General features: G+C 58.2%; 17 protein-coding genes and 1 pseudogene. 6 read left to right on the top strand and 12 right to left on the bottom strand.

The window, feature by feature from the left end; all coding sequences use genetic code 11:
* Positions 1-179 precede the first annotated feature (179 nt).
* The 7 genes from cmk to mtnA all read right to left on the bottom strand — a co-directional run bounded on the left by cmk (position 180) and on the right by mtnA (position 10,626).
* The gene (gene cmk, locus AAEZ08_RS14430) at positions 180-869 is read right to left on the bottom strand and encodes a (d)CMP kinase (protein ID WP_500124598.1); all 690 of its coding nucleotides are present in this window, start codon (positions 867-869) and stop codon (positions 180-182) included.
* Entirely contained in the window at positions 866-3,109 is a 2,244-nt protein-coding gene (locus AAEZ08_RS14435) for a bifunctional prephenate dehydrogenase/3-phosphoshikimate 1-carboxyvinyltransferase (RefSeq protein WP_500124599.1), read from the bottom strand. The genes cmk and AAEZ08_RS14435 overlap by 4 nt, the downstream gene beginning before the upstream one ends.
* Positions 3,106-4,215 carry a histidinol-phosphate transaminase gene (gene hisC / locus AAEZ08_RS14440; protein WP_500124600.1) on the bottom strand — a complete coding sequence of 370 codons (1,110 nt, stop codon included), beginning with the start codon at positions 4,213-4,215 and terminating at the stop codon, positions 3,106-3,108. The genes AAEZ08_RS14435 and hisC overlap by 4 nt, the downstream gene beginning before the upstream one ends.
* 78 nt (positions 4,216-4,293) lie before the next feature.
* Positions 4,294-5,391 (bottom strand): prephenate dehydratase, encoded by a 1,098-nt coding sequence (gene pheA, locus AAEZ08_RS14445; protein WP_023444760.1) that lies wholly within the window; start codon positions 5,389-5,391, stop codon positions 4,294-4,296.
* On the bottom strand, positions 5,391-6,476 hold the full coding sequence (serC, locus tag AAEZ08_RS14450; protein ID WP_181066900.1) for a 3-phosphoserine/phosphohydroxythreonine transaminase: 1,086 nt from the start codon (positions 6,474-6,476) through the stop codon (positions 5,391-5,393). Before serC ends, pheA begins: the two co-directional genes overlap by 1 nt.
* Positions 6,477-6,592: 116 nt before the next feature.
* On the bottom strand, positions 6,593-9,403 hold the full coding sequence (gene gyrA, locus AAEZ08_RS14455) for a DNA gyrase subunit A (RefSeq protein ID WP_181066901.1): 2,811 nt from the start codon (positions 9,401-9,403) through the stop codon (positions 6,593-6,595).
* Positions 9,404-9,549: 146 nt separating this feature from the next.
* Positions 9,550-10,626 carry an S-methyl-5-thioribose-1-phosphate isomerase gene (gene mtnA / locus AAEZ08_RS14460; RefSeq protein ID WP_003282574.1) on the bottom strand — a complete coding sequence of 359 codons (1,077 nt, stop codon included), beginning with the start codon at positions 10,624-10,626 and terminating at the stop codon, positions 9,550-9,552.
* Between the two features lie 368 nt (positions 10,627-10,994).
* Here mtnA and AAEZ08_RS14465 point away from each other — a divergent pair, with 368 nt between their 5' ends.
* Positions 10,995-12,398 (top strand): tyrosine-type recombinase/integrase, encoded by a 1,404-nt coding sequence (locus tag AAEZ08_RS14465; RefSeq protein WP_500124601.1) that lies wholly within the window; start codon positions 10,995-10,997, stop codon positions 12,396-12,398.
* Between the two features lie 214 nt (positions 12,399-12,612).
* On the opposite strand, the gene AAEZ08_RS14470 is transcribed toward AAEZ08_RS14465, so the two are convergent.
* Positions 12,613-13,641 carry an IS30 family transposase gene (locus AAEZ08_RS14470; protein WP_500124602.1) on the bottom strand — a complete coding sequence of 343 codons (1,029 nt, stop codon included), beginning with the start codon at positions 13,639-13,641 and terminating at the stop codon, positions 12,613-12,615.
* 935 nt (positions 13,642-14,576) lie between these two features.
* On the opposite strand from AAEZ08_RS14470, the pseudogene AAEZ08_RS14475 reads away from it, so the two are divergent.
* The 4 genes and pseudogenes from AAEZ08_RS14475 to AAEZ08_RS14490 form a co-directional block, all read left to right on the top strand.
* Positions 14,577-14,765, top strand: a pseudogene (locus AAEZ08_RS14475) (integrase core domain-containing protein); the annotation flags it as partial.
* Positions 14,766-14,971: 206 nt separating this feature from the next.
* Positions 14,972-15,406, top strand: coding sequence for a disulfide bond formation protein B (locus AAEZ08_RS14480; protein ID WP_177326207.1), 435 nt, complete (start codon positions 14,972-14,974; stop codon positions 15,404-15,406).
* Entirely contained in the window at positions 15,403-16,083 is a 681-nt protein-coding gene (locus AAEZ08_RS14485; protein ID WP_108235065.1) for a DsbA family protein, read from the top strand. The genes AAEZ08_RS14480 and AAEZ08_RS14485 overlap by 4 nt, the downstream gene beginning before the upstream one ends.
* 4 nt (positions 16,084-16,087) lie before the next feature.
* Positions 16,088-16,549 (top strand): methyltransferase family protein, encoded by a 462-nt coding sequence (locus tag AAEZ08_RS14490; protein WP_041013797.1) that lies wholly within the window; start codon positions 16,088-16,090, stop codon positions 16,547-16,549.
* Positions 16,550-16,764: 215 nt separating this feature from the next.
* Here the strand turns inward: AAEZ08_RS14490 and AAEZ08_RS14495 are convergent, their stop codons facing one another.
* Positions 16,765-17,685 (bottom strand): cation diffusion facilitator family transporter, encoded by a 921-nt coding sequence (locus AAEZ08_RS14495; RefSeq protein WP_500124603.1) that lies wholly within the window; start codon positions 17,683-17,685, stop codon positions 16,765-16,767.
* A gap of 400 nt (positions 17,686-18,085) precedes the next feature.
* Here AAEZ08_RS14495 and AAEZ08_RS14500 point away from each other — a divergent pair, with 400 nt between their 5' ends.
* Entirely contained in the window at positions 18,086-18,316 is a 231-nt protein-coding gene (locus AAEZ08_RS14500; RefSeq protein WP_003282470.1) for a hypothetical protein, read from the top strand.
* A 227-nt stretch (positions 18,317-18,543) separates the two neighbouring features.
* Here AAEZ08_RS14500 and AAEZ08_RS14505 read toward each other — a convergent pair whose 3' ends face one another.
* The 3 genes from AAEZ08_RS14505 to AAEZ08_RS14515 are packed head-to-tail and all read right to left on the bottom strand — an operon-like array spanning position 18,544 to position 24,318.
* Complete coding sequence (locus tag AAEZ08_RS14505; RefSeq protein WP_083729358.1) at positions 18,544-21,708, bottom strand: CusA/CzcA family heavy metal efflux RND transporter; 3,165 nt, start codon at positions 21,706-21,708, stop codon at positions 18,544-18,546.
* Positions 21,709-21,727: 19 nt separating this feature from the next.
* Positions 21,728-23,035: an efflux RND transporter periplasmic adaptor subunit gene (locus AAEZ08_RS14510; protein WP_013982155.1), complete on the bottom strand. Its 1,308-nt coding sequence runs from the start codon at positions 23,033-23,035 to the stop codon at positions 21,728-21,730.
* Between the two features lie 41 nt (positions 23,036-23,076).
* Positions 23,077-24,318 (bottom strand): TolC family protein, encoded by a 1,242-nt coding sequence (locus AAEZ08_RS14515; protein ID WP_048329176.1) that lies wholly within the window; start codon positions 24,316-24,318, stop codon positions 23,077-23,079.
* Positions 24,319-24,512 lie beyond the last annotated feature (194 nt).

The following is a 24,512-nucleotide window of genomic DNA, read 5'->3' on the forward strand; positions in this document are numbered from 1 at the left end:
TTTCAGGCGAGAATCCGCCCAATCTCCACATTCCAGACAATGTGGGTTCATTCATATAAAAAAAGGCCTGCGGGACTGGATCTGGTCTCCCACATGCCTCCTTGTTAACGGCCCCGAGATGCATACCCTAGAAAGGGTGCGCTTGCTCGACTCCGTTTGGCCGCCTTTCGGCGTTCCGTTCATCCAGCCAAATCGCGCTCAGCGACTTCGCTCAGAATTTTTTGCAGCACTTCTTCGATGGAGAGTGTAGTGGAATCCAATTGGACGGCATCGTCTGCCGGCTTCAGCGGTGCCACCGCACGATGGGTATCGCGCTCGTCGCGTTCCCGGATCTCCTCAAGAAGACTCGCGAGATTAACATCATCACCGCAAGCCTTCAACTGCAAGAAGCGTCTGCGGGCGCGCTCTTCGGCGCTCGCAGTCAGAAATATCTTCAGCGGCGCATCGGGGAAAACCACTGTCCCCATATCACGTCCGTCCGCTACCAGCCCTGGAGCCTCGCGAAACGCCTTCTGACGTTGCAGCAAGGCAGTGCGAACCACTGGCAACGCTGCAACCTGAGATGCACCGGCACCCACCTGCTCATTACGAATGGACTCGGTGACCTCTTCCCCTTCCAGGATGATGATCATGCCGTGGCCATCGCGAGCAGCGCCAAACTGGACATCAAGGTGCTCGGCGAGAACCTTCAGCGCTTCCTCGTTGGTTAGGTCGACACCATGGTTACGCGCGGCAAACGCCAGCAGACGATACAACGCGCCAGAATCGAGAAAATTCCAGCCGAGTTCTCCAGCGAGCAGCGCAGCTACCGTTCCCTTGCCTGATCCGCTCGGTCCGTCGATGGTGATGACCGGTACAGGCCTAATCATGAACCACCCTCCGAATGAACGCGCATACCGGCGCGCTGTGCCAAATCGAGAAAGTTAGGGAACGACGTCGCCACGTTTGCGCAGTCGTGAACCCGGATCGGACCGCTGGCGCGCAGGGCAGCCACGCTGAATGACATAGCAATACGGTGATCACCATGCGCCCAGACTTCGCCAGTGCCAATCGTGCCTCCTTCGATGACAATCCCGTCCGGCGTCGGTTCGGCCTTGACGCCAAGCGTCTGCAGCCCGTCCGCCATCACCTGGATGCGGTCAGACTCTTTGACGCGCAGCTCTTCGGCACCGCGCAGCGTAGTACGACCTTCGGCGCAGGCCGCGGCGACGAACAGCACCGGGAACTCGTCGATAGCCAGCGGCACAAGAGCTTCTGGAATATCGATACCCTTAAGCTGAGCACCCCGCACGCGAATGTCCGCCACCGGCTCACCGCCCACCTCTCGTGGATTCTCCAGGGAGATATCGCCACCCATCAATTTGAGAATGTCAATCACGCCGGTACGCGTCGGATTCACACCGACGTGCTCGAGTACGATATCCGAGCCCGGCGCGATGCTCGCGGCCACCATGAAGAAAGCCGCCGAAGAAATATCGGCGGGTACTTCTATATGGGTTCCGCACAGCTTGTGGCCCGGCTCGACGATCGCGGTGCTTCCCTTGACCGTCACCGGGTAGCCGAAGCCACGAAGCATCCTCTCGGTATGATCGCGCGTTGGAGCCGGCTCGGTTACGGACGTCTGGTCGGCCGCGTACAGACCAGCCAGCAGCAGGCACGATTTGACCTGTGCACTGGCCATCGGCATTTCGTAATGCATGCCCGACAGACGCTGGCCACCACGAATGATCAGTGGCGGACGCCCTTCAGGCGCCGTCTCGATCACAGCCCCCATCTCGCGCAGCGGTTTAGCAACGCGATTCATCGGGCGCTTGGTCAACGATGCGTCGCCGGTCAGCGTCGTATCGAACGGCTGCGCAGCAAGCAAGCCAGACAACAACCGCATCGAGGTTCCGGAGTTGCCCAGGTAAATAGGCCCGGGTGGCGCCTTGAGGCCGTGCAAGCCGACGCCGTGAACCGTCACGCGCCCCTGCTGGGGGCCTTCGATGACGACGCCCATATCCCGAAACGCCTGAATGGTGGCCAGAGCGTCCTCCCCCTCGAGGAACCCCTCGACTTCAGTCGTGCCCTCGGCCAGGGAGCCAAGCATGATCGAACGGTGAGAAATGGATTTGTCGCCCGGCACACGCAGATGGCCGGTCAGGCTGCCGCCAGGGTTGGCGAGGAAAACGAGGTCATTGGAATGCATAACGTCCACATAGGCTCGACGAGCCAGTATTTTGCTGAAATGTTCCCGGGCAGCCTGGGCACGAGTGAATACGCCCAACAACCTGTGCCCGTCTCCTTCATCGACCGCGGCGCGCAGCGCGTCGAGATCGGCACGAAAATCGTCCAGGGTATGCAGCACTGCCTCGCGATTGGCGAGAAAGATGTCGTGCCACATCACCGGGTCGCTACCGGCAATCCGGGTGAAATCGCGAAACCCCCCCGCCGCATAGCGGAAGATCTCGAGATTTTCATGGCGCTTGGCGAGCGAATCAACCAGGCCGAAGGCCAGCAGATGCGGTAAATGACTAGTGGCAGCCAGCACCTCATCGTGATGCGCCACCTCCATATGCTCGACATCCGCGCCAAGCACCGACCACAGCCGGCTCACCAGCGCGAGTGCTTGTGGATCGGTATTTTCCAGCGGCGTAAGGATCACCTTGTGCCGCCGAAACAGTGTGCTGTTCGCCGCCGTCACGCCACTGAGCTCGGAGCCCGCGATGGGATGGCCAGGCACGAACCTTAACGGCATGCTGCCGAACACTTTGCGCGCGCAGCGCACGACATTGCCCTTGGCGCTACCGACATCGGTGATCACAGCATCGCCCAGTTCTATTGTCGCCAGTTCGGCGAGCAGCTTTTCCAGCGCAAGAATGGGTGTAGCGAGCTGAATCACGTCAGCGCCGCAACACGCCTCGGCGAGTGTGTCCGCGCAGCGGTCCACTACACCCAGCTCAACTGCCAGCTCACGCGAGCGCGTGTCCAGATCGAAGCCGATCACCTCACGACAGATACCAGCCTCACGCAACCCCTTGGCAAACGAACCGCCAATCAGCCCAAGGCCGATAACCACTAGACGCTCCACAATGGGGACAGCCTGCCGAGCTTGGTTAACGTGACTCACTGCGCAAGGACCTGGTGCAGCACTTCGATAAAGCGCGAATTTTCCTGCTCGGTGCCAACTGAGATACGCAGGAACGTTGGCATACCGTATCCAGCCATAGGACGCACAATCACCCCTTCGCGCAACAGCGCCTGGTTGATCGGCGCAGCGTCACGGGCGAAGTCCACCGCGATGAAATTGCCCCGCGAAGGGATCCAATCCAACCCCAGCTGACGGAAACCTGTTTCCAGCTGAAGCATCCCGGCATCATTCGCCTTGCGGCTGGCAAGCAGATAATCGACGTCATCCAGCGCTGCGCAAGCCGCCGCCAGTGCCAGACTGTTTACGTTGAATGGCTGCCTGACGCGATTCAGCACATCGGCGATCACCGCCGAACAGATCGCGTAGCCAACCCGCAACGCAGCAAGCCCATAGGCCTTGGAGAAGGTGCGCAAAACCAGCAGGTTTGGATAGTCGGCCAGAAATGCCAGACCATCCGGCAAGTCCTGCCCTTCGGCGTATTCAATGTAGGCCTCGTCCAGCACCACAAGGACACTCTCCGATACGCGCGCTAGAAATTCACCAAGCGCAGCGGCATCGAACCAGGTTCCGGTGGGATTGTTGGGGTTGGCGATGAAAACCACTCGGGTGTTTTCATCAACGGCAGCCGCCATTGCGTCGAGGTCGTGGCCCCAGTTCCTGGCCGGTACGGCACGCCCCTCGGCCCCGACCGCCTGCGTCGCAATCGGATAGACAGCAAAGGCGTGCTCACTGAACACGGCGTTGAGCCCCGGCGCCAGATAGGCGCGCGCAACCAGCTCAAGAATGTCGTTGGAGCCGTTGCCCAGGGTGACCTGATTGATGCCGACGGAATAGCGTTCGGCGAGTCGCTGCTTGAGCGCGAAACCGTTGCCGTCTGGGTAGCGGGTCAGCTCCGGAAGCTCAACCCTGATCGCATCAAGTACTTTCGGGCTTGGCCCCAGGGGGTTCTCGTTGCTGGCGAGCTTGACGATTCCAGCGGGGTCCAAATTCAGCTCGCGCGCCAGCTCGTCAACCGGCTTGCCCGGCACGTACGGTGACAGCTTCTGTACCCCTGGCTGCGCCAGGGTGAGGAAATCACAACTCATAACAAGACCTCAGGCTGCAGGCTTCGGGCGGAGGTACAAGCCGGTCGCCTGCCCCACTGCCGCGACCTGAAGCCGCAATTAAAGAACCGCTTTGGGGTAGGAACCCAACACCTTAAGGGCCACAGCTTCCTGACCGAGCTTCTCCAGCGCATCCTTGATCAACGGATCCTGATGGTGGCCCAGGAAATCGATGAAGAACACGTAGGTCCACTTGCCGCTGCGCGACGGCCGCGTTTCGATTCGAGTAAGGTCGATGCCGTTGGCATGGAACGGCACCAGCAGCTCGTGCAAGGCGCCTGGCTTGTTGCGCATCGAAACAATGATCGAAGTCTTGTCGTCGCCGGTCGGGGGCACTTCCTGACTGCCGATGATCAGGAATCGCGTGGAGTTGTCCGGGCGATCCTCAATCTTCTCGGCCAGCTTGGTCAGGCCATAGAGCTGCGCAGCCATGTCACCGGCGATGGCCGCCGAATTCCACTCGCTCTTGACCCGCTTGGCTGCATCCGCATTGCTGGAAACCGCCACCCGCTCGACGTTCGGATAATGCGCATCCAGCCACTTGCGGCACTGCGCGAGCGATTGTGCATGGGAATAAATGCGCGTGATGCGATCGGTCTTGGTCGTCTCACCCACCAGTAAATGGTGGTGGATACGCAATTCCACTTCGCCGCAGATCACGATGTCGTGCTCGAGGAAGCTATCCAGCGTGTGATTGACTGCACCTTCGGTGGAGTTCTCCACCGGCACTACGCCGAAATTCACCGCCCCCGCCACGACTTCGCGGAACACCTCATCGATGGCGGCCATTGGCGTACTGATGACCGCATGGCCGAAATGCTTGAGCGCCGCAGCCTGGGAGAAGGTACCTTCCGGACCGAGATAGGCAACCCGGAGCGGCTGCTCCAAGGCCAGGCAGGACGACATGATCTCGCGAAACAGCCGTGCCATTTCCTCGTTGTCGAGCGGCCCGCGGTTAAGTTCCATGATGTGCTTGAGCACCCATGCCTCGCGCTCGGGGCGATAGAAGACTGCCGACTCACCCTCGGCCAGCGCCGCCGTCTTGACCCGCGCGACTTCCTGAGCGCAGCGAGCGCGCTCGCTGATCAGATCGAGAATCCGTTCATCAAGGCTGTCGATTCGAACCCGCAGGGCCTTCAGCTGATCGGCATCGCTCATCAGCCGTGCTCCTTCTCGAACTCGGCCATGTAGGCCACAAGCGCTTCGACCGCGTCCAGGCCGACGGCGTTATAGATCGAAGCGCGCATACCACCCACGGAGCGATGCCCCTTGAGGTTCAACAGACCACGCGCGTCAGCGCCGGCCAGAAACGTTTTGTCCAGGCGCTCATCGGCCAGGCGGAACGGGACATTCATCCACGAACGCGCGCTGACGGCTATCGGGTTGGTGTAGAAATCGCTGGCATCAATGGCGCCATAGAGCATTTCTTTCTTGGCGCGGTTGCGCTGCTCCATCGCCTCGACGCCGCCCTGCTCCTTCAGCCACTCGAAGACCAGCCCCGACAGGTACCAGGAAAACGTGGCCGGGGTGTTGTACATCGAGCCGTTATCCGCGGCGACCTTGTAATCAAGCATGGTCGGGCAAGCAGAGCGCGCGCGACCGAGCAGATCTTCACGAACGATGACGACCACCAGCCCGGACGGCCCGATGTTCTTCTGCGCGCCGGCGTAGATCAGGCCGAACTTCGAGACGTCGATGCTCCGCGACAGAATGTCCGAGGACATATCGACGACCAGCGGCGTATCGCCGAGATCCGGGATCCAGTCGAACTGCAGGCCGCCGATCGTCTCGTTGCTCGCGTAGTGCAGGTACGCAGCGCGCTCGCTCAACTGCCAATCGTTTTGCCCCGGAAGGGCGAAGTAATCGAGGGATTTTGCGCTGGCCGCCACGTTGACGTTACCGAAACGACGCGCCTCTTCGATCGCCTTGCGCGACCAGATGCCGGTGTCGATGTAGTCGGCAACTCCATCTTCCGGCAGCAGGTTCAGCGGAATCTCGGCAAACTGCTGGCTGGCGCCCCCCTGCAGGAAGAGCACCTTGTAGTTCGAGGGAATCGCCAGCAGGTCGCGCAGATCCTGTTCGGCCTTTTCGGCGATAGCGGTGTATTCGTCGCTGCGGTGACTCATCTCCATGACTGACAGGCCCTTGCCATGCCAGTCGAGAAGCTCTGCCTGGGCGCGCTGAAGGACGGCTTCGGGAAGCGCAGCCGGACCGGCACAGAAGTTAAAGGCGCGTTTGCTCACTGCTGTTCTCTCGCTCTTGCTCGATATTGAATCCCGGGATGCGGCGGCCGGCACCTCTACCGACCACCTCACTACCACTTGCCCAGCATGCTGCTGTTGGCACCAGCTCTCGCGAGTCAGTCCTCGTCGTCGGTCGGCACCACATCTGGAGACACGTCGCCAGAACCGCCGAGCAGCTCATCCTCGCCAGGATCGGTGCTGATCACAGGCATTTCCTTCTCGAGGGCATCGTCATCGAGCAGAGCTTCGATGTCGTCCAGCACGTCTTCCTCGGATGGCTCCTGCACGCGCTCCAGACCAACCAGGTGCTCGCCCTTGCTCAGCTTGATCAGGGTGACGCCCTGCGTATTGCGGCCCAGCGATGACACCTCGTCGACGCGGGTCCGCACGAGCGTGCCCTGGTCGGAAATAAGCATGATCTCCTCGCCCTCTAGCACCTGAACGGCACCAATCAGCGGACCGTTACGCTCATTGGTGACCATGGCGATCACGCCCTGACCACCACGACCGCGGCGCGGAAACTCTTCCATCGCGGTGCGCTTGCCGTAGCCACGCAAAGACGCGGTAAGGATCTGCGCGTCCGATTCCGGAATCAGCATGGAGATGATGCGCTGCCCTTCGGGCAGACGCATACCGCGTACACCGCGGGCATTGCGACCCATGATGCGAACCTTGCTTTCCTTGAAACGAATCACCTTGCCGCCATCGGAGAACATCATCACTTCCTGGGCGCCGTCGGTGACGGCGGCAGCGATGAGGGTGTCGCCTTCTTCCAGCTTGAGCGCAATCAGGCCGGACGTACGCGGACGGCTGAACTGTACCAGCGGTGTCTTCTTGACCGTGCCATTGGCAGTAGCCATGAAAATGTAGGAGCCGGTCGGCTCGCCCTTCTCGTCGCTGTCGGCGTCATCGCTTTCGACGTCGTCCGCATCATCATGCTCGATGACCAGACCGTCGGCTTCGTCCAGGTCTTCCTCACCTTCGGCTGCCTGCTTGCGCAAGGCTTCCAGATCGACCTGAAGCATCGCGGTGATGCGCTCGCCCTCGTCGAGCGGCAGCAGATTGACCAGCGGGCGGCCACGCGAAGTGCGGGATGCTTCGGGAATCTCGTAGGTCTTCAGCCAGTACACCTTGCCCTTGCTGGAGAACAGCAGCAGCGTGGTGTGACTGTTGGCAACCAGAAGATGCTCGACGTAATCCTCTTCCTTCACACCAGTCGCAGCCTTGCCGCGACCACCGCGGCGCTGCGCCTGGTAGGCGGCCAGCGGTTGCGACTTGGCATAGCCCCCATGAGAGATGGTGACGACGCGCTCTTCCTCGGTGATCAGGTCAGCCAGGGTAAGATCCAGGCGGGACTCGAGAATCTCGGTACGCCGTGCATCACCAAAATCGCGCTTCACCCCCTCCAGCTCTTCACGAATGACTTCCATCAGACGGACCGGGCTGGTTAGGATGCGGATCAGTTCGCCAATCTGGGTCAGGATTTCCTGATACTCGCCGAGCAGCTTCTCATGCTCAAGACCAGTCAGACGGTGCAAACGCAGGTCGAGAATCGCCTGAGCTTGCTCCGGGGACAGGAAGTACTTGCCGTCACGCAGACCGAACTGCTCGTCCAGGCCTTCCGGCCGACAAGCGTCAGCACCCGCACGCTCGACCATCGCCTCGACAGCGCTCGACTCCCAAGCAGTGGAGATCAACGCATCCTTGGCTTCGGCCGGCGTGGGCGAGGCTTTGATCAACGCGATAACAGGATCGATATTGGACAGCGCGACCGCCTGCCCTTCAAGGATATGACCGCGCTCACGCGCCTTGCGCAGCTCGTAGACGGTGCGGCGGGTGACGACTTCGCGGCGGTGGCGAACGAAGGCTTCCAACAGCTCCTTGAGGTTCAGCGTACGCGGCTGACCATCGATGAGCGCGACCACGTTGATGCCGAATACACTCTGCAGCTGGGTCTGTGCATAGAGATTGTTGAGGATCACCTCCGGCACTTCGCCACGACGCAGTTCGATGACCACGCGCATGCCGTCCTTGTCGGACTCGTCACGCAGTTCGGTGATGCCTTCGATCTTCTTCTCTTTTACCAGCTCGGCGATCTTCTCGATCAGCCGCGCCTTGTTCAGCTGGTAAGGCAGCTCGGTAATAACGATCTGCTGGCGGCCGCCGACCTTATCGATGTCTTCGATATCGGCGCGCGCACGGATATAGATGCGGCCACGGCCAGTTCGGTAGGCCTCGATGATGCCAGCTCGGCCATTGATGATACCGGCGGTGGGGAAATCGGGGCCCGGGATGAACTGCATGAGTTCGTCGATGGTGATATCGGCGTTGTCGATCAGCGCCAGGCAACCATCGATGACTTCGCCCAGGTTATGCGGCGGAATGTTGGTCGCCATGCCTACCGCGATACCACTGGAGCCGTTCACCAGCAGGTTGGGCACCTTGGTCGGCATGACCGCCGGGATCTGCTCGGTGCCGTCGTAGTTGGGGACCCAGTCAACGGTCTCCTTTTCCAAGTCGGCCAGCAGCTCGTGAGCCAGCTTGGCCATACGCACTTCGGTGTATCGCATTGCCGCAGCACTGTCGCCGTCGACCGAGCCGAAGTTTCCCTGACCATCGACCAGCATGTAGCGCAGCGAGAACGGCTGAGCCATCCGCACGATGGTGTCGTACACCGCCGAGTCGCCGTGAGGGTGATACTTACCGATCACGTCACCGACCACACGGGCGGATTTCTTGTACGGCTTGTTCCAGTCATTGCCAAGCTCGCTCATGGCGAACAGTACGCGGCGGTGTACCGGTTTCAGGCCATCGCGCGCGTCCGGCAGCGCACGGCCAATGATCACGCTCATCGCGTAATCAAGGTAGGACTGCTTGAGCTCGTCTTCGATATTGACCGGGAGGATTTCTTTGGCCAGTTCGCCCATGGAAGCCTGGTTCCTTATAGTCAGCAGGGTCCTGTAATAAGCGCGGGATAATAACACAGACAGCCGTTATAAACTGAGCCTTGAACGGAGCAGGACCCGACTTGCTCACCACAACACTAGGCGCGACATCGTGAACCAAAAACGCCTCAGTGAAGCCGCTTGCGGCTCATCAAGGCGGACATTTTCGCAGCATTTGGACGCTCGACAACACCCTTCTCGGTCACTATGGCGTCGATGAGGTCGGCAGGAGTCACATCGAATACGGGGTTGAACGCCTCGACATTTGCGGCGAACCGTCGACCATCAACCTCAAGCAGCTCGCTACTGGCGCGCTCCTCGATGGGTATATCGTCGCCACTCTCCAGCGCCATATCAATGGTAGAACTAGGCGCAACAACCATGAAACGAACACCATGATGCATCGCCAGGACCGCAAGCTGATAGGTACCAATCTTGTTCGCCACATCGCCATTGGCAGTGATGCGGTCCGCACCGACGACTACCCAGGAGATGCCCTTTGACTTCATCAAATGCGCAGCCGCCGAGTCGACATTCAAAGTGGCAGGCACACCGTCACCCAGCAGCTCCCACGCGGTCAATCTGGAGCCTTGCAACCAAGGACGCGTCTCGTCGACATAAACCCGCTCCACCAGGCCCTCAAGGTGCGCTGCTCGAAGAACACCAAGCGCAGTACCAAAACCACCAGTGGCTAGCGCGCCAGTGTTGCAGTGCGTGAGAAAGTTCTGCGGATTGCCTTGGTGCCGCCGGATAAGTTCGACACCGAACTGTGCCATCGCGAGATTTGCCTCGCGATCGCTTTCATGTATCGAAATGGCTTGAGCCTCTAGCGCCGCGCAAGGGTCCTCACCAGGTTTGAGGCGCGCGAGACGCTCACGCATCTGATTCAGCGCCCAGAACAGATTGACCGCGGTGGGGCGCGAATCCGCGAGGACCTTGAAATCCTCCTCTAAAGCCTGCCGCCAATCACCATCACTGGCAGTGCGGGCCCGAATAGCCAACACAACGCCATAGGCAGCACTTATTCCAATTGCTGGAGCACCTCGAACCACCATATCCCGAATAGCCCCAGCGACCGACGCGGCCGAGTCATAGCCGAGCCAGACCTCCTTGATCGGCAACCTGCGCTGATCAAGGAGATTCAGGCGGCCGCCCGCCCATTCGATGGACTTCACGCTCTCCGCGGCCAGCAAACGCTCGCGCATGGCAGTTCCCCTTCTTCAGATAACACACCCTGGCCCACCAGGAAGAATCGAACCGACGTGCTCGCGCCAACATATGCGCAAAAAAAAGCCCGGTCGTTTCCGATCCGGGCTTTCTCATCTATCAATTTGGTCGGGACGGAGTGATTCGAACACTCTACCCCTTGCACCCCATACAGGTAAAATATCTTCCAACGCCATCCTACCCAATCCAATTCATCGAGCATAAACCCTTGATTTATATGGCCTAAAGCCTTTATATCGTCCAAAATGGTCCGAAGCCATACGAAGAAAGCCGATCTCAATTGGCAACGAATTGGCAACCAGACAATCTTAATTGGCAACGAATTGGCAACGGGAAAACGGACCAGATGGCCAAGATTACAGATCGGCAAATGACTGCCAAGCCAGGCGTAAGCGACAAGTGGCTAAGCGAAGTGGCCATATGGGGGCACGGAAGCCTGGTGGCACGCATTACAACAAGCGGCGAACGCCTCTTCTATTTCCGCTACACCAACGGCAGTGGCGAGCGCGTGACCTTCCCTATCGGCACCTACAGCCGTGATGGAGGCGAAGGCACGATGACGCTGGCTGAAGCAGGACAACGAGCCACAGAGCTTGCAGGGCTTCATAAATCTGGCATCAAGGATGTGAAGCAACATCTCGAGGCGAAGGAAGCCGCCCGCGTCGCTGCGCGTGACGCTGAGCTAGCGAGGATTGTTGCTGAGAAAGCGGCGATAGAAGAAGCAAAGGCCCGCCTTGCCGCAAGAAAGACTGTCCAAGATCTGTTTGATCACTGGGCAAAGGTTGACCTCATCAACCGCAAAGACGGCGGCGATGAGGTTCGGCGCATGTTCAAAAAGGACGTCCTGCCAGTTCTCGGCACTCTGCCTCTGGACGAGGTAAAAAAGGGGCATATCACAGAGGTGACAGACGCCTTACTGGCCCGCGGCGTGAACCGCATGGCCAAGCTGATCTTTAGTTTAATGCGTCAGATGTTCCGATTCGCGGTTGATCGAGATCTGCTCGATCATGATCCGACTGCGAGCATTCGCAAAGCAAAGATCGGAGGCAAAGATGTCGAGCGGGATCGAGTACTCAGCGAAGATGAAATTTCCCTCCTCGCGAAGCGGGCCCCTGATGCAGGACTTCTTCCTCCGACGGAAGCGGCAATATGGATTGCCCTTTCTACCTGTTGCCGTATCGGGGAGCTGATGAATGCTCGCTGGGAAAATATTGATCTGAAAACAGGCAGCTGGCTCATACCAGCTGAAGACAGCAAGAACGGCAAAGCCCATACCGTGACACTATCAAAATTCGCCACCCAGCAGTTCAAAAAAGTCAAGGCCTTCAGCAAAAAAAGTCAGTGGTGCTATCCGAATACGAAAAATACCGGCCCTGTCTGCTCAAAGACTGTAACCAAGCAGCTCGGTGACAGGCAGCGCCTGCCGGGTCAAGGCATCATGAACAACCGCAGCGCTAAAGCCAGCGCCCTTTTACTGAAAGGCGGGAAATGGACCCCTCACGATCTTCGGCGTACCGGGGCAACCCTCATGACTGCACTAGGTGTCCTTCCAGAAGTCGCCGAACGCTGTCTCAATCACACTGAGGAAAACAAGATTAAGCGCACCTACCAGCGTCACAGCTATATCAAAGAGATGGCTGAAGCTTGGTTGATTCTAGGGAGGAGTCTTGAGCAGCTAACTGGATATGCCATCCCTGAACCAAACACAGCAAAGATTCAAGTAGAGCACGGCAGTGAAAGCTCGCTCTAAAAATTGGTGAGTGCGCCACGCCTTTGGACGAGCACTATGAAAGGGCACGATCTTACCCCGGAAGGTTCGTTTCGAGATGCCCTATGCCCTATGCCTTGTCCTGAGGAATTATTGTCAAATCGGGCGGATGTTGTGGCGTCAGAAGTAGTCATTCGTCGCCGCCCGTATCTGCAAGCATTAGATTGGGCGGTTGCAGGGGCTGAGTGCAACACGGTTATTGAATTGAAGCAGGCGCATCATGCCGCATAGCCATGGCTTCCTGCATCACTTTGCCCATAACTTCAATTGGGCATTTGAAGTCGAAGCGCTTACGTGGGCGCATGTTCAGTTGCAGTGCGATGGCATCCAGTTCTTCCTGGCTGTGTACCGACAGGTCTGCGCCTTTGGGCAGGTACTGGCGGATCAGGCCATTGATGTTTTCGTTGCTGCCGCGCTGCCAAGGGCTGTGCGGGTCGCAGAAGTAAATGGCCACCCCGGTCTGCTGAGTGATTTCAGCATGCCGCGCCATTTCTCGGCCCTGGTCGTAGGTCATGCTCTTGCGCATCGCCAGCGGCATGCCATTGAGCGCTGCACTGAAGCCTTCCATCGCCGAGGTCGCCGTCGCGTCGTTCATCTTTACCAGCATCAGGTAGCCACTGGTGCGCTCTACCAGCGTGCCTACAGACGAGGCGTTGGCCTTGCCCTTGATCAGATCGCCTTCCCAATGCCCTGGCATCAGTCGGTCTTCGATCTCCGGTGGGCGCACATGGATGCTGACCATCTCGGGGATCTGGCCACGCCGATCCACGCCGCCAGAGCGCGGCCGGCGCGTCGTCTTACTTTGGCGCAGGCAGATGATCAGCTCCTTACGCAGCTCGCCGACCGGCAAGGCATAGATGGCGTTATAGATCGTCTCGCGACAGACGTATGCATCTCTGAGGCTGGGAATGTTCATGCTGCGCAGCTTGCCGGCAATCTGCTCGGGAGACAAACGCTCGCGCAGCATATGGGCCACCAACTGAAAGCGCTCACCACCCGGCAACAGCTTTCGTTTCGGTCGACAGCCTTGGCGGCGGGCCTGCATCTGCTGCTGGGCCATGCGGGCCGAGTAGCCACCACAGACATCTCGATTGCGGCGCAGCTCCCGGCTGATGGTCGAAGGGGATCGGGTGATCAAGCAAGCAATCTTGCGCAGGCTGAACCCTTGGGCACGGCTGATTTGAATGGTGGCGCGTTCTTCAACGCTGAGTTCGGAATAAGACATAGGGGCAGCACCGTACCGGAAAGGTCAGGTGTTGCACTCAGTTTTTGCCGCCGCCCCCCCAAATACGGTGGGAACGGCCAGAAGAGGGTAAATCTCTGACCGTTAGCCAAGGCTGGTAGTCTTTTCCGGAGCCAACTCCTCGCCCTTGTTTTATCCACTTCAAAGAACGTGAGTCAAGTGTGCTGCTTGTCATGCTCCGCACCTCAATTTTGAGCATTAAGTATACGGAGATAAGTTACCAACTTTATTGTCAAGTTACCAACTATATTGTTTTGTTACCAACTTTATTGTCATGCCACACCGTTTGGTGGCTTACAAATAATTCTGACAATTTCAGAACTATAAATCGGGGGCTGAGGTCGATTAGAGTCAGCTTTCAAATAATAATATTTCGACAATCAACGTGTAGAGAACTGACTAGAACAACGATTTTTGCCAAAATATTTTGACAATTTCACCGTACATACAACGTGCATGCTGTGGAGCCCAAGATTGCTGCTGCAACTTAGGCTTTGGCATCACACTGCTGCAACTCTACAGCACATAAAACCTTTGCCGCGCCTCACTCCGTTGACCTGCAGACCCTGCTCAAGAGGCGCGTAGGAACAACAAGACACTGCCTCCACGGAGCAGCGCCTCGTCGAACCGCCATCTCCACGGTGCTAGAGCACCTTGTTCATGCTTGCCACTGAGGTGAAAAAGCGGAAAAGGCATGAGATATTTGGTCTATCCAGATCCCAGGAGCGCGATTTTTCGCAGCCCGCGATGTAAGGCTCGCGCTATCGAGGCGTTAGCCGGTCATTACCCCGTAGCGCCAATGTGCCGGCCGTTGCGAATATCGCGCGGCGGTTTTTTGCAACGATCTCAATAAGCCAACGTACATGCCGCGCTGGTGATGGCCGTCGCATGCCCGCAGCCACGATCGGAGATGCCGCTGTACTCGGATTGCGGCAGGGAGCTGTTGGGATAATGCGGCGATAGAGAGCTTTTTCAGCTCGTTTAACGCCGAACTGGTGTACCTGACTCGCTATGAAGCGAAAACCGACCTGCTCGACTACATCCGCTTATACAATCACCCTCGGCGCCACTCGACGCTGGGCTACCTTAGTCCGATCGAGGTTTGAGCGGCCAAACGCGAGCAGTAGCTCTCAACTATCTGTCCGCCAACCCCGGGACAGACCTGCCTAGTTGCTTTCAGCTTCTAGTGTGTCGTTGGGCGAAGCCTGCAACACTCCTAACAAGTTTTTCGGATAAGAGGGAGCATGATGTTTCAAATCCATCGGATGCGGGCTCTGACGCTAGTGTTCGCCAACGCCAAGAGTTCACCGCAATGATCCCTCAACGTTCCAATATGACCTGGAACCTGCTGCTGCTAACCTGGCTGTTCGCACTGGTATCGACCCTGTCCGCGCTGTTCATTGGTGAGGTAATGGGCCAAGCACCCTGCGTGTTGTGCTGGTTCCAGCGTGCCTTTATGTTTCCGCTGGCGGTGATTCTGGCCATCGCCTGCTACCGCTCGGATTTTACAGTCTGGCGTTATGCCCTACCGCTGACCACTATCGGTGCGGCACTGGCATTTGTTCACACGCTGCTCTATGCAGGGCTGATTCCACAGCCGATCCAGCCCTGCACGGCCACCGGTCCATCCTGCTCAGGCGCCGGAATGACCCTCTTCGGCGTGGTGCCCCTGCCGGCACTCGCCTTGTTCGCTTTTATCCTTATCGCCATCCTGCTCATTATCATCCGTCGGAGAACCACCCCATGAATCGCCGTTCCGTGGTCCTGATCGTCAGTGTCGTGATCCTGGCCGTCTTTGCTGCCGCCGCATTCTTCTATTCCCCCTCGCAGTCGCCTCAACAGGCCCAGGCTCCCGGTTCGACCGCCCAAGAGACCGGGACACAACCCAAACAGAACGGCGGCCAATTGGTTCGCTTCCACTCACCAGTGTTCGGTCCGGCGCAGGCTCCAGTGACCATCGTCGAATTCTTCGATCCTTCATGCGAGGCATGCCGCGCCTTCCATCCCTATGTGAAGCAGATCCTCGCCGAGAACCCGGAAGATGTACGTCTAGTGCTGCGCTATGTACTGTTTCATCAGGGTTCGGAAGAAGTGGCGCGGATGCTGGAGGCGGCGCGTAAGCAAAATCTCCATGAAAAAGTGCTGGAGGCTGTGCTGGAGGCCCAACCCGGTTGGCACGACGACCCCAAGGTAACGCAGGCATGGGCTGCTGCAGAGCGCGTCGGTTTGAACTTGGAACAGGCCCGCCAGGACATGCATACGCCTGGCGTCAACGCCGTGCTGGAAACGGACATGCAGGACGTTAAGGCCGTTGGGGTTCGTGGCACGCCGACTTTTTTTGTCAATGGTCGTGCGCTCAGCGAGTTTGGCCCGGAGCCGCTGCGCCAATTGGTGAACAGCGAAGTGGCCAAGGCACGGGAATGACACTATGAGCGCGCTGGAAAATCGCGTGCCACCGCTGCTCGTGGCAGGCCTGATCGCTGTGCTGATGGGTTTGTCGGGAACCAAATTGCCGGGTTTCGAACTGGCATGGACCGCGCGCCTGACCTTCGCTTTGCCGGTACTGCTCCTGGGGCTCGGCGTGTGCCTCGCCGGCGTCCTGTCGTTTCGCCGCGCGCGTACAACGGTTAATCCATTGCAGCCGCAGCAGGCTTCGGCATTAGTGGAGGCTGGCATCTACCGGTACAGCCGCAACCCCATGTACTTAGGCTTTGCCATTATCCTGGCGGCTTGGGCGCTGGTCTTGGCTTCGCCTCTAACCCTGCTTGGCGTGGTTGCTTTCGTGCTGTACATGAACCGTTTCCAGATCACACCCGAAGAGTGGGCGCTGGAAGCACTGTTCGGCGAATCATTCGCCCGCTACCGTGCACGAGTCCGCCGCTGGCTCTGAGCGTCGGCGGCGGTAGCGACTGGCGGGGCTTACTCGTCGCGGCAGCCTGCTGAAGGTGCCACGACCTAGCCTGATCTCCTCGTGGCGAGCTACTTTGGCCACATGCCGTTAGCATTTCTAAGGTCAAGGGCATAGCGCCAACGAGTGCCGCACGCGAATTCGCTCCGTTGATATCGAGTTAACTGTCAGGTGACAGCGGTAAAAGCAAAGCAGGCTTATGCTTCGCTGCGATGATTTTCGGCCTGCCTGGTGTCGATACAAACACTGCCGTCTAGCTCCATTTCAAGTGTCGAGTGGCTGACTTTGAATTGCTCATGGAGTACTCGTTTTAAATCGGTCTTCACTCGTTCGATATCAGGCAGACTAGCCTTCTTTATGACAACGTGGGCTTCCAATGCAATTGTATGTTCCGCGATTTCCCAAACATGTACGTGGTGAACGCTCTCAACATCGTCTACTTGCTCCATGACGTTGATTATATCGGCGATGGAAACCCCTTCTGGTGCGCCTTCCATCAACAAGTGAATGGTTTTAGGCAGCATGCTAAAGCCCTGCCAGAGCACGTAACCAGCAATCATCAGCGTCAGTACAGTATCCGCCCAGTACCACCCATAAAGAAGTATCAATGTCCCGGCGATAACCACTCCAACGGAGGCCAGTGCATCCGACACATTGTGCAAAAATGCCGCCTTTATGTTCATGCTGTCCTTAGACATCGAGTATGTGAGAAAGGCAGTGACGATATCTACAACCAAGGCTACTCCTGCGACCACGACCACCGTCCAACCTTCAATGGGCTGCGGGGAAAACAACCGGCCTATGGCCTCGTAAATAAGATAGAGACCGACGATGATCAGGGTGACCAAGTTGATCAAAGCCGCTATGGTTTCACTGCGTCGATAGCCAAAGGTTTTAAATGCATCTGGCGGTCTGCGACCGATCTTACGTGCGATCAGCGCAATAACCAGTGATGCGGCATCGCTCAAATTATGTAGCGCGTCAGCAATGAGTGATAAGCTACCAGAGAGTATTCCACCGACTATTTGTGCCAGTGTTAATGCGGCGTTAACGCCTATAGCAGCAATTAGACGCTTATCGCCTATAGCTTCGGTGTTATGGTTATGTTCGTGGCCCATTGGTTTTTAACCACCCTTAAAAATCTAAAAAAAGACTAAGCACAGGAAGCCAAACGGTCGTCTATAGCAACAAATAAATATACTAGTGCCTTTGTACCGTCTGACACGGAGACAGCCTCCAAACCGTTGACAGAAATCCGACCATCATCGCCCGAGTTCGTGCGCCATTGCCTTCAATACGCCGATAACTGGCTAACCCTTGTCATGATCTGAATATGACAGATTTGTAATCTTCACATCATCTTTCGTGGTTCAAGCTGCACAGCGGAAGATTACATTTCAATAATGTAATGTTTGGCTCACACTGCCGTTATCTTCAGTCGCGCAAAATTCGTTAGAACCTGTAGAGCTCACCGGGAAAGCTCAACAAGCCACTTTGAATTTAGCGAGGACTGCCCATATGAATCTGTTGAAAGCTATTATTGTTGGATCGGTAATCTTCGGCTCCGCATTATCCTATGCAGGAGACGGCTACGATCGTTCAATGAAATTTAACGAAAAGTTTCGTGCAGAACAAAAACGGATTCACGAAACCGAGTCTGGTGAAGAAAAAATAGACGGACTAGAAGCTAAGAATCCGCGCCCGGATCAGAGCAATATGCAAATAAAGAAAGAATCCAAAACTGAATAACCGCTTCACCCGAACAATCTTCGCCTCCGATAGCTTCCGAATCCCGTTGGTAAAGCTGTATTTAAGCGCCTTTCGAGGCGCTTTTTTTGTTTCTCGATAACGTACCCGTCAGTCGTTACCAGCGCATTGGGGCCACAAATCCTTTCAGTGAACCCTTCGAAGCTTCGATTGGATATTCATAAAAAGGCCAGGCATCAAGCCTGGCCTACGTTGGGAGAAAACCAATATCAGCTCGCGTCCTCATCCTCTTCGTTGCGTTTCATGCGGCGCTGCAGAGCCGTGTAATAGAGCGCAGGCAATACCAGCAGCGTCAGTGCTGTCGAGGACAGGATGCCGCCAATGACCACGGTCGCCAGAGGCCGTTGGACTTCCGCGCCGGTCCCTGTGGCCAACGCCATTGGGACGAAGCCGAGCGACGCCACCAGCGCTGTCATCAGGACTGGGCGCAATCGCACCAGTGCGCCCTCACGCACAGCCTCGGATAAAGGCCGGCCTTCCTCTAGCAATCCTTTAATGAAAGCAATCATCACCAGTCCGTTGAGTACTGCCACACCCGACAACGCGATGAACCCGACGCCAGCGGAAATTGAGAGGGGAATGTCCCGGAGCCAGAGTGCAAGAATTCCCCCAGTAAGCGCGAACGGAATGCCAGTGAAGACGACCAGCCCATCGCGCAGTGTGTTGAACATCATGAACAGCAGCACGAAGACCAGCAGTAAGGCGACTGGGACGACCAGCTGCAGGCGCTTGGCGGCAGCCTGCAGCTGCTCGAACTGCCCACCCCACGTCGTCCAGTAACCGGGCGGTACCGGGTTTCGTTCAGCGATTGCTGCAGACGCATCTTGGACGAAACTGCCAATGTCACGCCCTCGAACGTTGGCGCTTACCACCACCAGACGCTTGCCATCCTCACGGCTGATCTGATTCGGGCCCAGCACGAATTCCAGCGTGGCAACCTCAGCCAGCGGGATAAAGTCGATTCGGTCGTTGGCAGCACCCGCTACCGCTGGCACCGGAATCGGCAGGCGAGCCAGCACATCCGGATCGGCACGCAGCGTATCGGAAAGACGAACAACGATGTCGAAACGACGGTCACCCTCAAAAAAGGTTCCGGCTTCCCGTCCGCCAATCGCGGCGGCGACGGTATCCTGCACATCGCCGATGTTGAGCCCGAAGCGTGCCGCCTTGTCACGATCCACATTGACGCTCAGCAATGGGAGGCCCGTCGTCTGCTCCACTTTAACTTCGGAAGCGCCTGGTACGTCTTGCAATATCGCCGCGATGTCATCAGCTGTTTTGTTGAGAACATCCATATCGTCCCCGAACACCTTAACGGCCACATCGCTGCGAACTCCGGAAATTAGCTCGTTAAAGCGTAACTGGATCGGCTGAGACATCTCATAGTTGCTGCCCGGCACAGATGCGGCCGCCTTTTGGATGTCCTCAATGAGCTGCTCGCGGGATTTGTCCGGATCTGGCCATTCTTCCTTGGGCTTGAGCATCACATAGCTGTCCGAAATATTCGGCGGCATCGGGTCAGCCGCGATCTCGGCGGTGCCGGTTCGGGCAAATGTACGCTTGACCTCCGGGACCTGCTCGGCAATTGCCTTTTCCAGCCGCTGCTGCATATCCACGGATTGGGAGAGGCTGGTCCCTGGAACGCGCAGAGCTTGAAGCGCAAAATCACCCTCGCTAAGGCTCGGAATGAACTCGCTACCCATTCGCATCACCAGCAGGGCAGACAGCAGCACGCTAGCGACGGCGCCACTGAATACCAATGTGCGATGACGCATGACCCAGTCGAGCACGGGCGCATAGCCATTGCGCGCCGCGCGCATCAGGCGGTTGTCCTTCTCTTGCACCTTACCGGTGACAAAAAGCGCAACAGCAGCGGGCACGAAGGTGACCGATAGAATCATGGCACCCAACAGTGCGATTACCACGGTGAATGCCATGGGGTGGAACATCTTCCCCTCGACACCAGTGAGCGCAAAGATGGGCAGGTAGACCACCATGATGATCAGCTGGCCGTAGATGAGCGGACGCCGTGCCTCCTTGGCCGCCGCGAATACTTCGTGGAAACGCTCGCTACGGGTCAGAATCCTGCCATGTTTTTCCTGCGCGTGGGCAAGCCGGCGGATGGCGTTTTCGACGATGACCACCGCACCGTCGACGATGATGCCGAAGTCGAGAGCCCCTAGGCTCATGAGGTTGGCACTGACTTTGTTGGTGGCCATGCCGGTGAAGGTGAACAGCATGGACAACGGGATGACCATTGCTGTGATCAGGGCTGCACGCAGGTTGCCGAGGAAGAGAAACAGCACGGCGATAACCAGGATCGCGCCTTCGATCAGGTTCTTGCGAACCGTGGCGATTGCCTTGTCTACGAGGTCGGTCCGGTCATAGACCGTTATCGCGCTTACGCCTTTTGGCAGGTTCTGGTTGATAATCTCCAAGCGCTGCGCGACGGCCTGCGACACGCTACGGCTATTTTCTCCTACCAGCATGAACGCGGTCCCAAGGACCACCTCGCGTCCATTGTCGGTGGCTGCCCCTGAACGCAGCTCACGACCGATCCCCACTTCGGCAATATCGCGAACCCGCACGGGCGCGCCGCCTGCGTTGCTCAGGACGATATTGCCAATGTCCGCGGGGGAGCCGAGCTGGCCAGGTGTGCGGATCGACAACTGTTCGCCGTTACGCTCAATGAAGCCGGCGCCGACGTTGGCATTGTTGCGCTCAAGCGCAACGACGAGCTGTTCCAGAGTGATTCGGTAAGCGGCCATGCGCTTCGGATCGGGCGCTACCTGATACTCTTTGGCGAAGCCACCGATCGTGTTGATCTCGGCAACGCCTCGAACGTTTCGCAGCTGCGGCTTGATGATCCAGTCCTGGATTTCACGCAGGTCGGTCGGCGTGTAGGGCTGACCATCAGGACGGCGCGCCTCGGGCTCGGCCTCGACCGTCCAGAGGAAGATTTCCCCCAGGCCGGTGGAGATGGGACCGAGAGTGACCTCCACGCCCTGCGGAAGCTCGTTGCTCGCGGCCTGCAGCCGTTCACTCACCAATTGCCGGGCGAAATAGAGATCGGTGCCATCATCAAAGATTACGGTGATCTGAGCGAACCCGGAGCGCGATAATGAACGTGTCTGGCGCAGGTGGGGCAAGCCGGCCATCGCCGTCTCGATGGGGAAGGTAACGCGTTGCTCGGTTTCAAGCGGCGACGCGCCTGGGACTGCGGCGTTAATTTGAACCTGTACATTGGTGATGTCGGGCACAGCGTCGATAGGTAAGCGCTGATAGCTATAAACCCCGACGCCCGCCATGCCCAAGACCGCCAGCAGCACTAGCCAGCGCTGCTCGATGGCGAAGCGAAGAATACGTTCGAACATGAGTTAGGTATCCGGAGGATCAGTGAACGTGCTCGGCGGAGCCTTTGCCGAGTTCGGATTTCAGGATGAAGCTGCCAGCGGTCGCGATCTGTTGGCCGGCCTGCAATCCGTCACGAATTTCCACGCGATTTTCGTCGCGCTGGCCCAGCGAAACCGGGTGCGCCTGGAAGCCGTGCGGCGTGCGAACGAAAACCGTCGGCGCGTTTTCGACGGTCTGGACCGCCTCGACTGGAACCGTGACCGGAACACTACGTCCGTCGGCGCTAACTCGGACCGTCACGAAAAGACCGGGACGCCAAGCCCCATCGGGGTTGGCCAGGGTCACGCGGGCTGTCGCGGCACGCGTCTGCTCGCCCAGCAGGCTGCCCACATGGGCGACCTTCCCCATTGTTCGCACGCCTAGCTCGCCGGCAACAACTTCGACTTCTCGGCCGACGGTTACGCGCATCAAATCACGGGCAGGTACGCTGAACGTGGCCCAAACCCGCGACAAATCAGTCAGAGTGAAGACGCTGGTCGTTTCATCCACACGCTCGCCCAGCACAATATGCTTCTCGACGACCACTGCATCGAAAGGTGCGCGCAGCTCGTAGCGGTTGCCTACGCCTGCGCCACTTCCGCCGCCCAGCGCCCGTGTTTTTTCTTGGGCATTACGCAAGTCGATTTCTGCTACGCGCAGGCTCTGCTGGGCCTGCAAATAGTCCTGTTCTGCAGAGATACGCTCCTGCCATAGGGTGCGCTCACGCTCGAACAAGGTGCGAGCCAGCCGGAGGCGCTGCTCGGCGGCAGCCAGCTCACTACGCTGCTCGGACAGCTGCTCGCTGGCGATAACCGCCAGCAACTGGCCCTTCTTCACTTGGTCACCCAGGTTGACCGAAACCGATTCGACAACGCCGGCCACACGGGGCACGACATGTGCGGTACGGTCTTCGTCGAAACGCAGCTCGCCCGGCAAAGATACAGACGAGCCGATTTCAGCCGGTCCGGCCTTGCTTAGCTGAATGCCTGCGGCACGTATCTGCTCTTCGGAAAGCTCAATCTCACCTTCGGCATGCGTTTCGTTGCCGTGCTCGTCCTCCTCACCGCCATGACCGCTTTCGTCACCATGGCCGTGGCCATCGCCTTCAGCGTCATGACCGTCTTCGTCCCCATGGTCGTTCTCAGATTCCTCGTGACCGCTTTCTCCATCCTCATGCGCGTGGCCATCCTCGGCGTGCTCAGCCTTGTTATCGCTGGCCTGCGCCTCAAGAACGAAGCCCTGTTTTACGCCAACGCCGGTCAGCAGTACCAAAGCGACCGCCAGAGCGATTCCCGTCTGTTTTTTCATGCAAGCTCCCCCACCGCCAATACGTAATGGCGGCGTTTCGGTCATTCGAAGGTAGTGGTAGGTCCGTACAGCCGCTCGATACGCGCCCAGGCGTCGACCACGGCTTGCAATGACTGCAGATAGCGCGTGCGTGCATCTATCAGCGCACGCTGTGCGTCGAGCACGTCGAGGAACGCGAAGCGGCCAAGACTGAAACCACGTGTGGCCGCTTCCACGGTTCGCTGTCCTGCCGGCAGTATCCGGTTGCGTATTTCCTCGACGTCTGCACGTGCGGTACGCCAGTCGCGAAGGGCCTGCTGGATCTCCGCACGAACGCGCAGCTCTGCCGCATTACGAAGATCACGCGCCTGCTCCGCCCGCCGTGCGGCCGCCAGAACATTGCCTTGGTTACGATCGAATAAAGGCAGCGGAACAGAGAGGCCGACGAGGTTGACGCGCTCACGCTCGATTTCGTCGTACTGGCTACCGATACTGACGCTTATGTCCGGGTAGCGCTGGCTTCGCTGAAGCCCCAGCTCGGCTTCACTCAAGGCCACTTGGCGCAGAGCCCTACGCATATCGGCACTCTCACGCACGCGCGCCAATAATGCAGATTCGCTAGGCACATCTGGCAGGTGTTCGAAACTGCCCAGCAAACTGCCAAACTCCGGTGCGTCGGTCCCGAGCAGGCGCGCTAGCATCTGTCGAGCGTTGTCCCATTCCTGGCGTGCTCGCCGCAGGTCCAGTTGTACGGTCGCCAGTTGCATATCGGCGCGCGTCGCCTCCACTGGCGAAACTTTTCCGGCATCGACCTGTGCGTCGGCGACCTTAGCAGCCCGCTCGGCCAATGACAGAGAGGCCTCGGCCAGTTGCATGCCCTCCTGGGCACGCAAGGCGGCGAAGAAAGCCTGGATCACATCTGCACGCAACCCCTGGCGTCGAAAGTCAAGGTCGGCATCCACCATCGAGCGATTGGCGTCCGCCACACCGATTCGAGCGCCGCGCTTGCCGCCTAACTCGATCGGCTGAGTGATTGTGATTGAGCGAGTCTGGCGATCGGACTGAGTGTCTTCCACCTCGAATCCTAATTCCGGGTTCGGGATAACCCCAGCTTGGCGGCGCAGACCGCTTGCGATGCCGATCTCCGACCGCGCAGCGGAAAATTCTGGGTTGCGTTCATACGCAAGGGACACGGCCCGCTCCAGTGTCAGACCGTCTTGCGCGCCCACCTCGAGCGACATTAGTGCCAGCCCGAGCCCAAGCAGCCCGCTAGCAAGCAGATACAAGCGTTTCTTTTGATACATACGCAACACTGCAGTGCAGTGCCCCCTTCGTCGATAGCGTTTCCTCAGCCGCACTAAACCGGCCAGATAGCTGATGGCTAAGCGGCGTGACTTTAGATAAGCGCGGATATCGGCCGGGTGACTACGACATTACAAATTTGTAATCCAAGGAATATCTGCGATTGCACCGCTCAAGATTACGAGATCGTCATTTA

The sequence above is a fragment of the Pseudomonas sp. E45-MNA-CIBAN-0222 genome (assembly GCF_040310405.1).
GTDB classification, from domain to species: domain Bacteria; phylum Pseudomonadota; class Gammaproteobacteria; order Pseudomonadales; family Pseudomonadaceae; genus Stutzerimonas; species Stutzerimonas stutzeri_AC.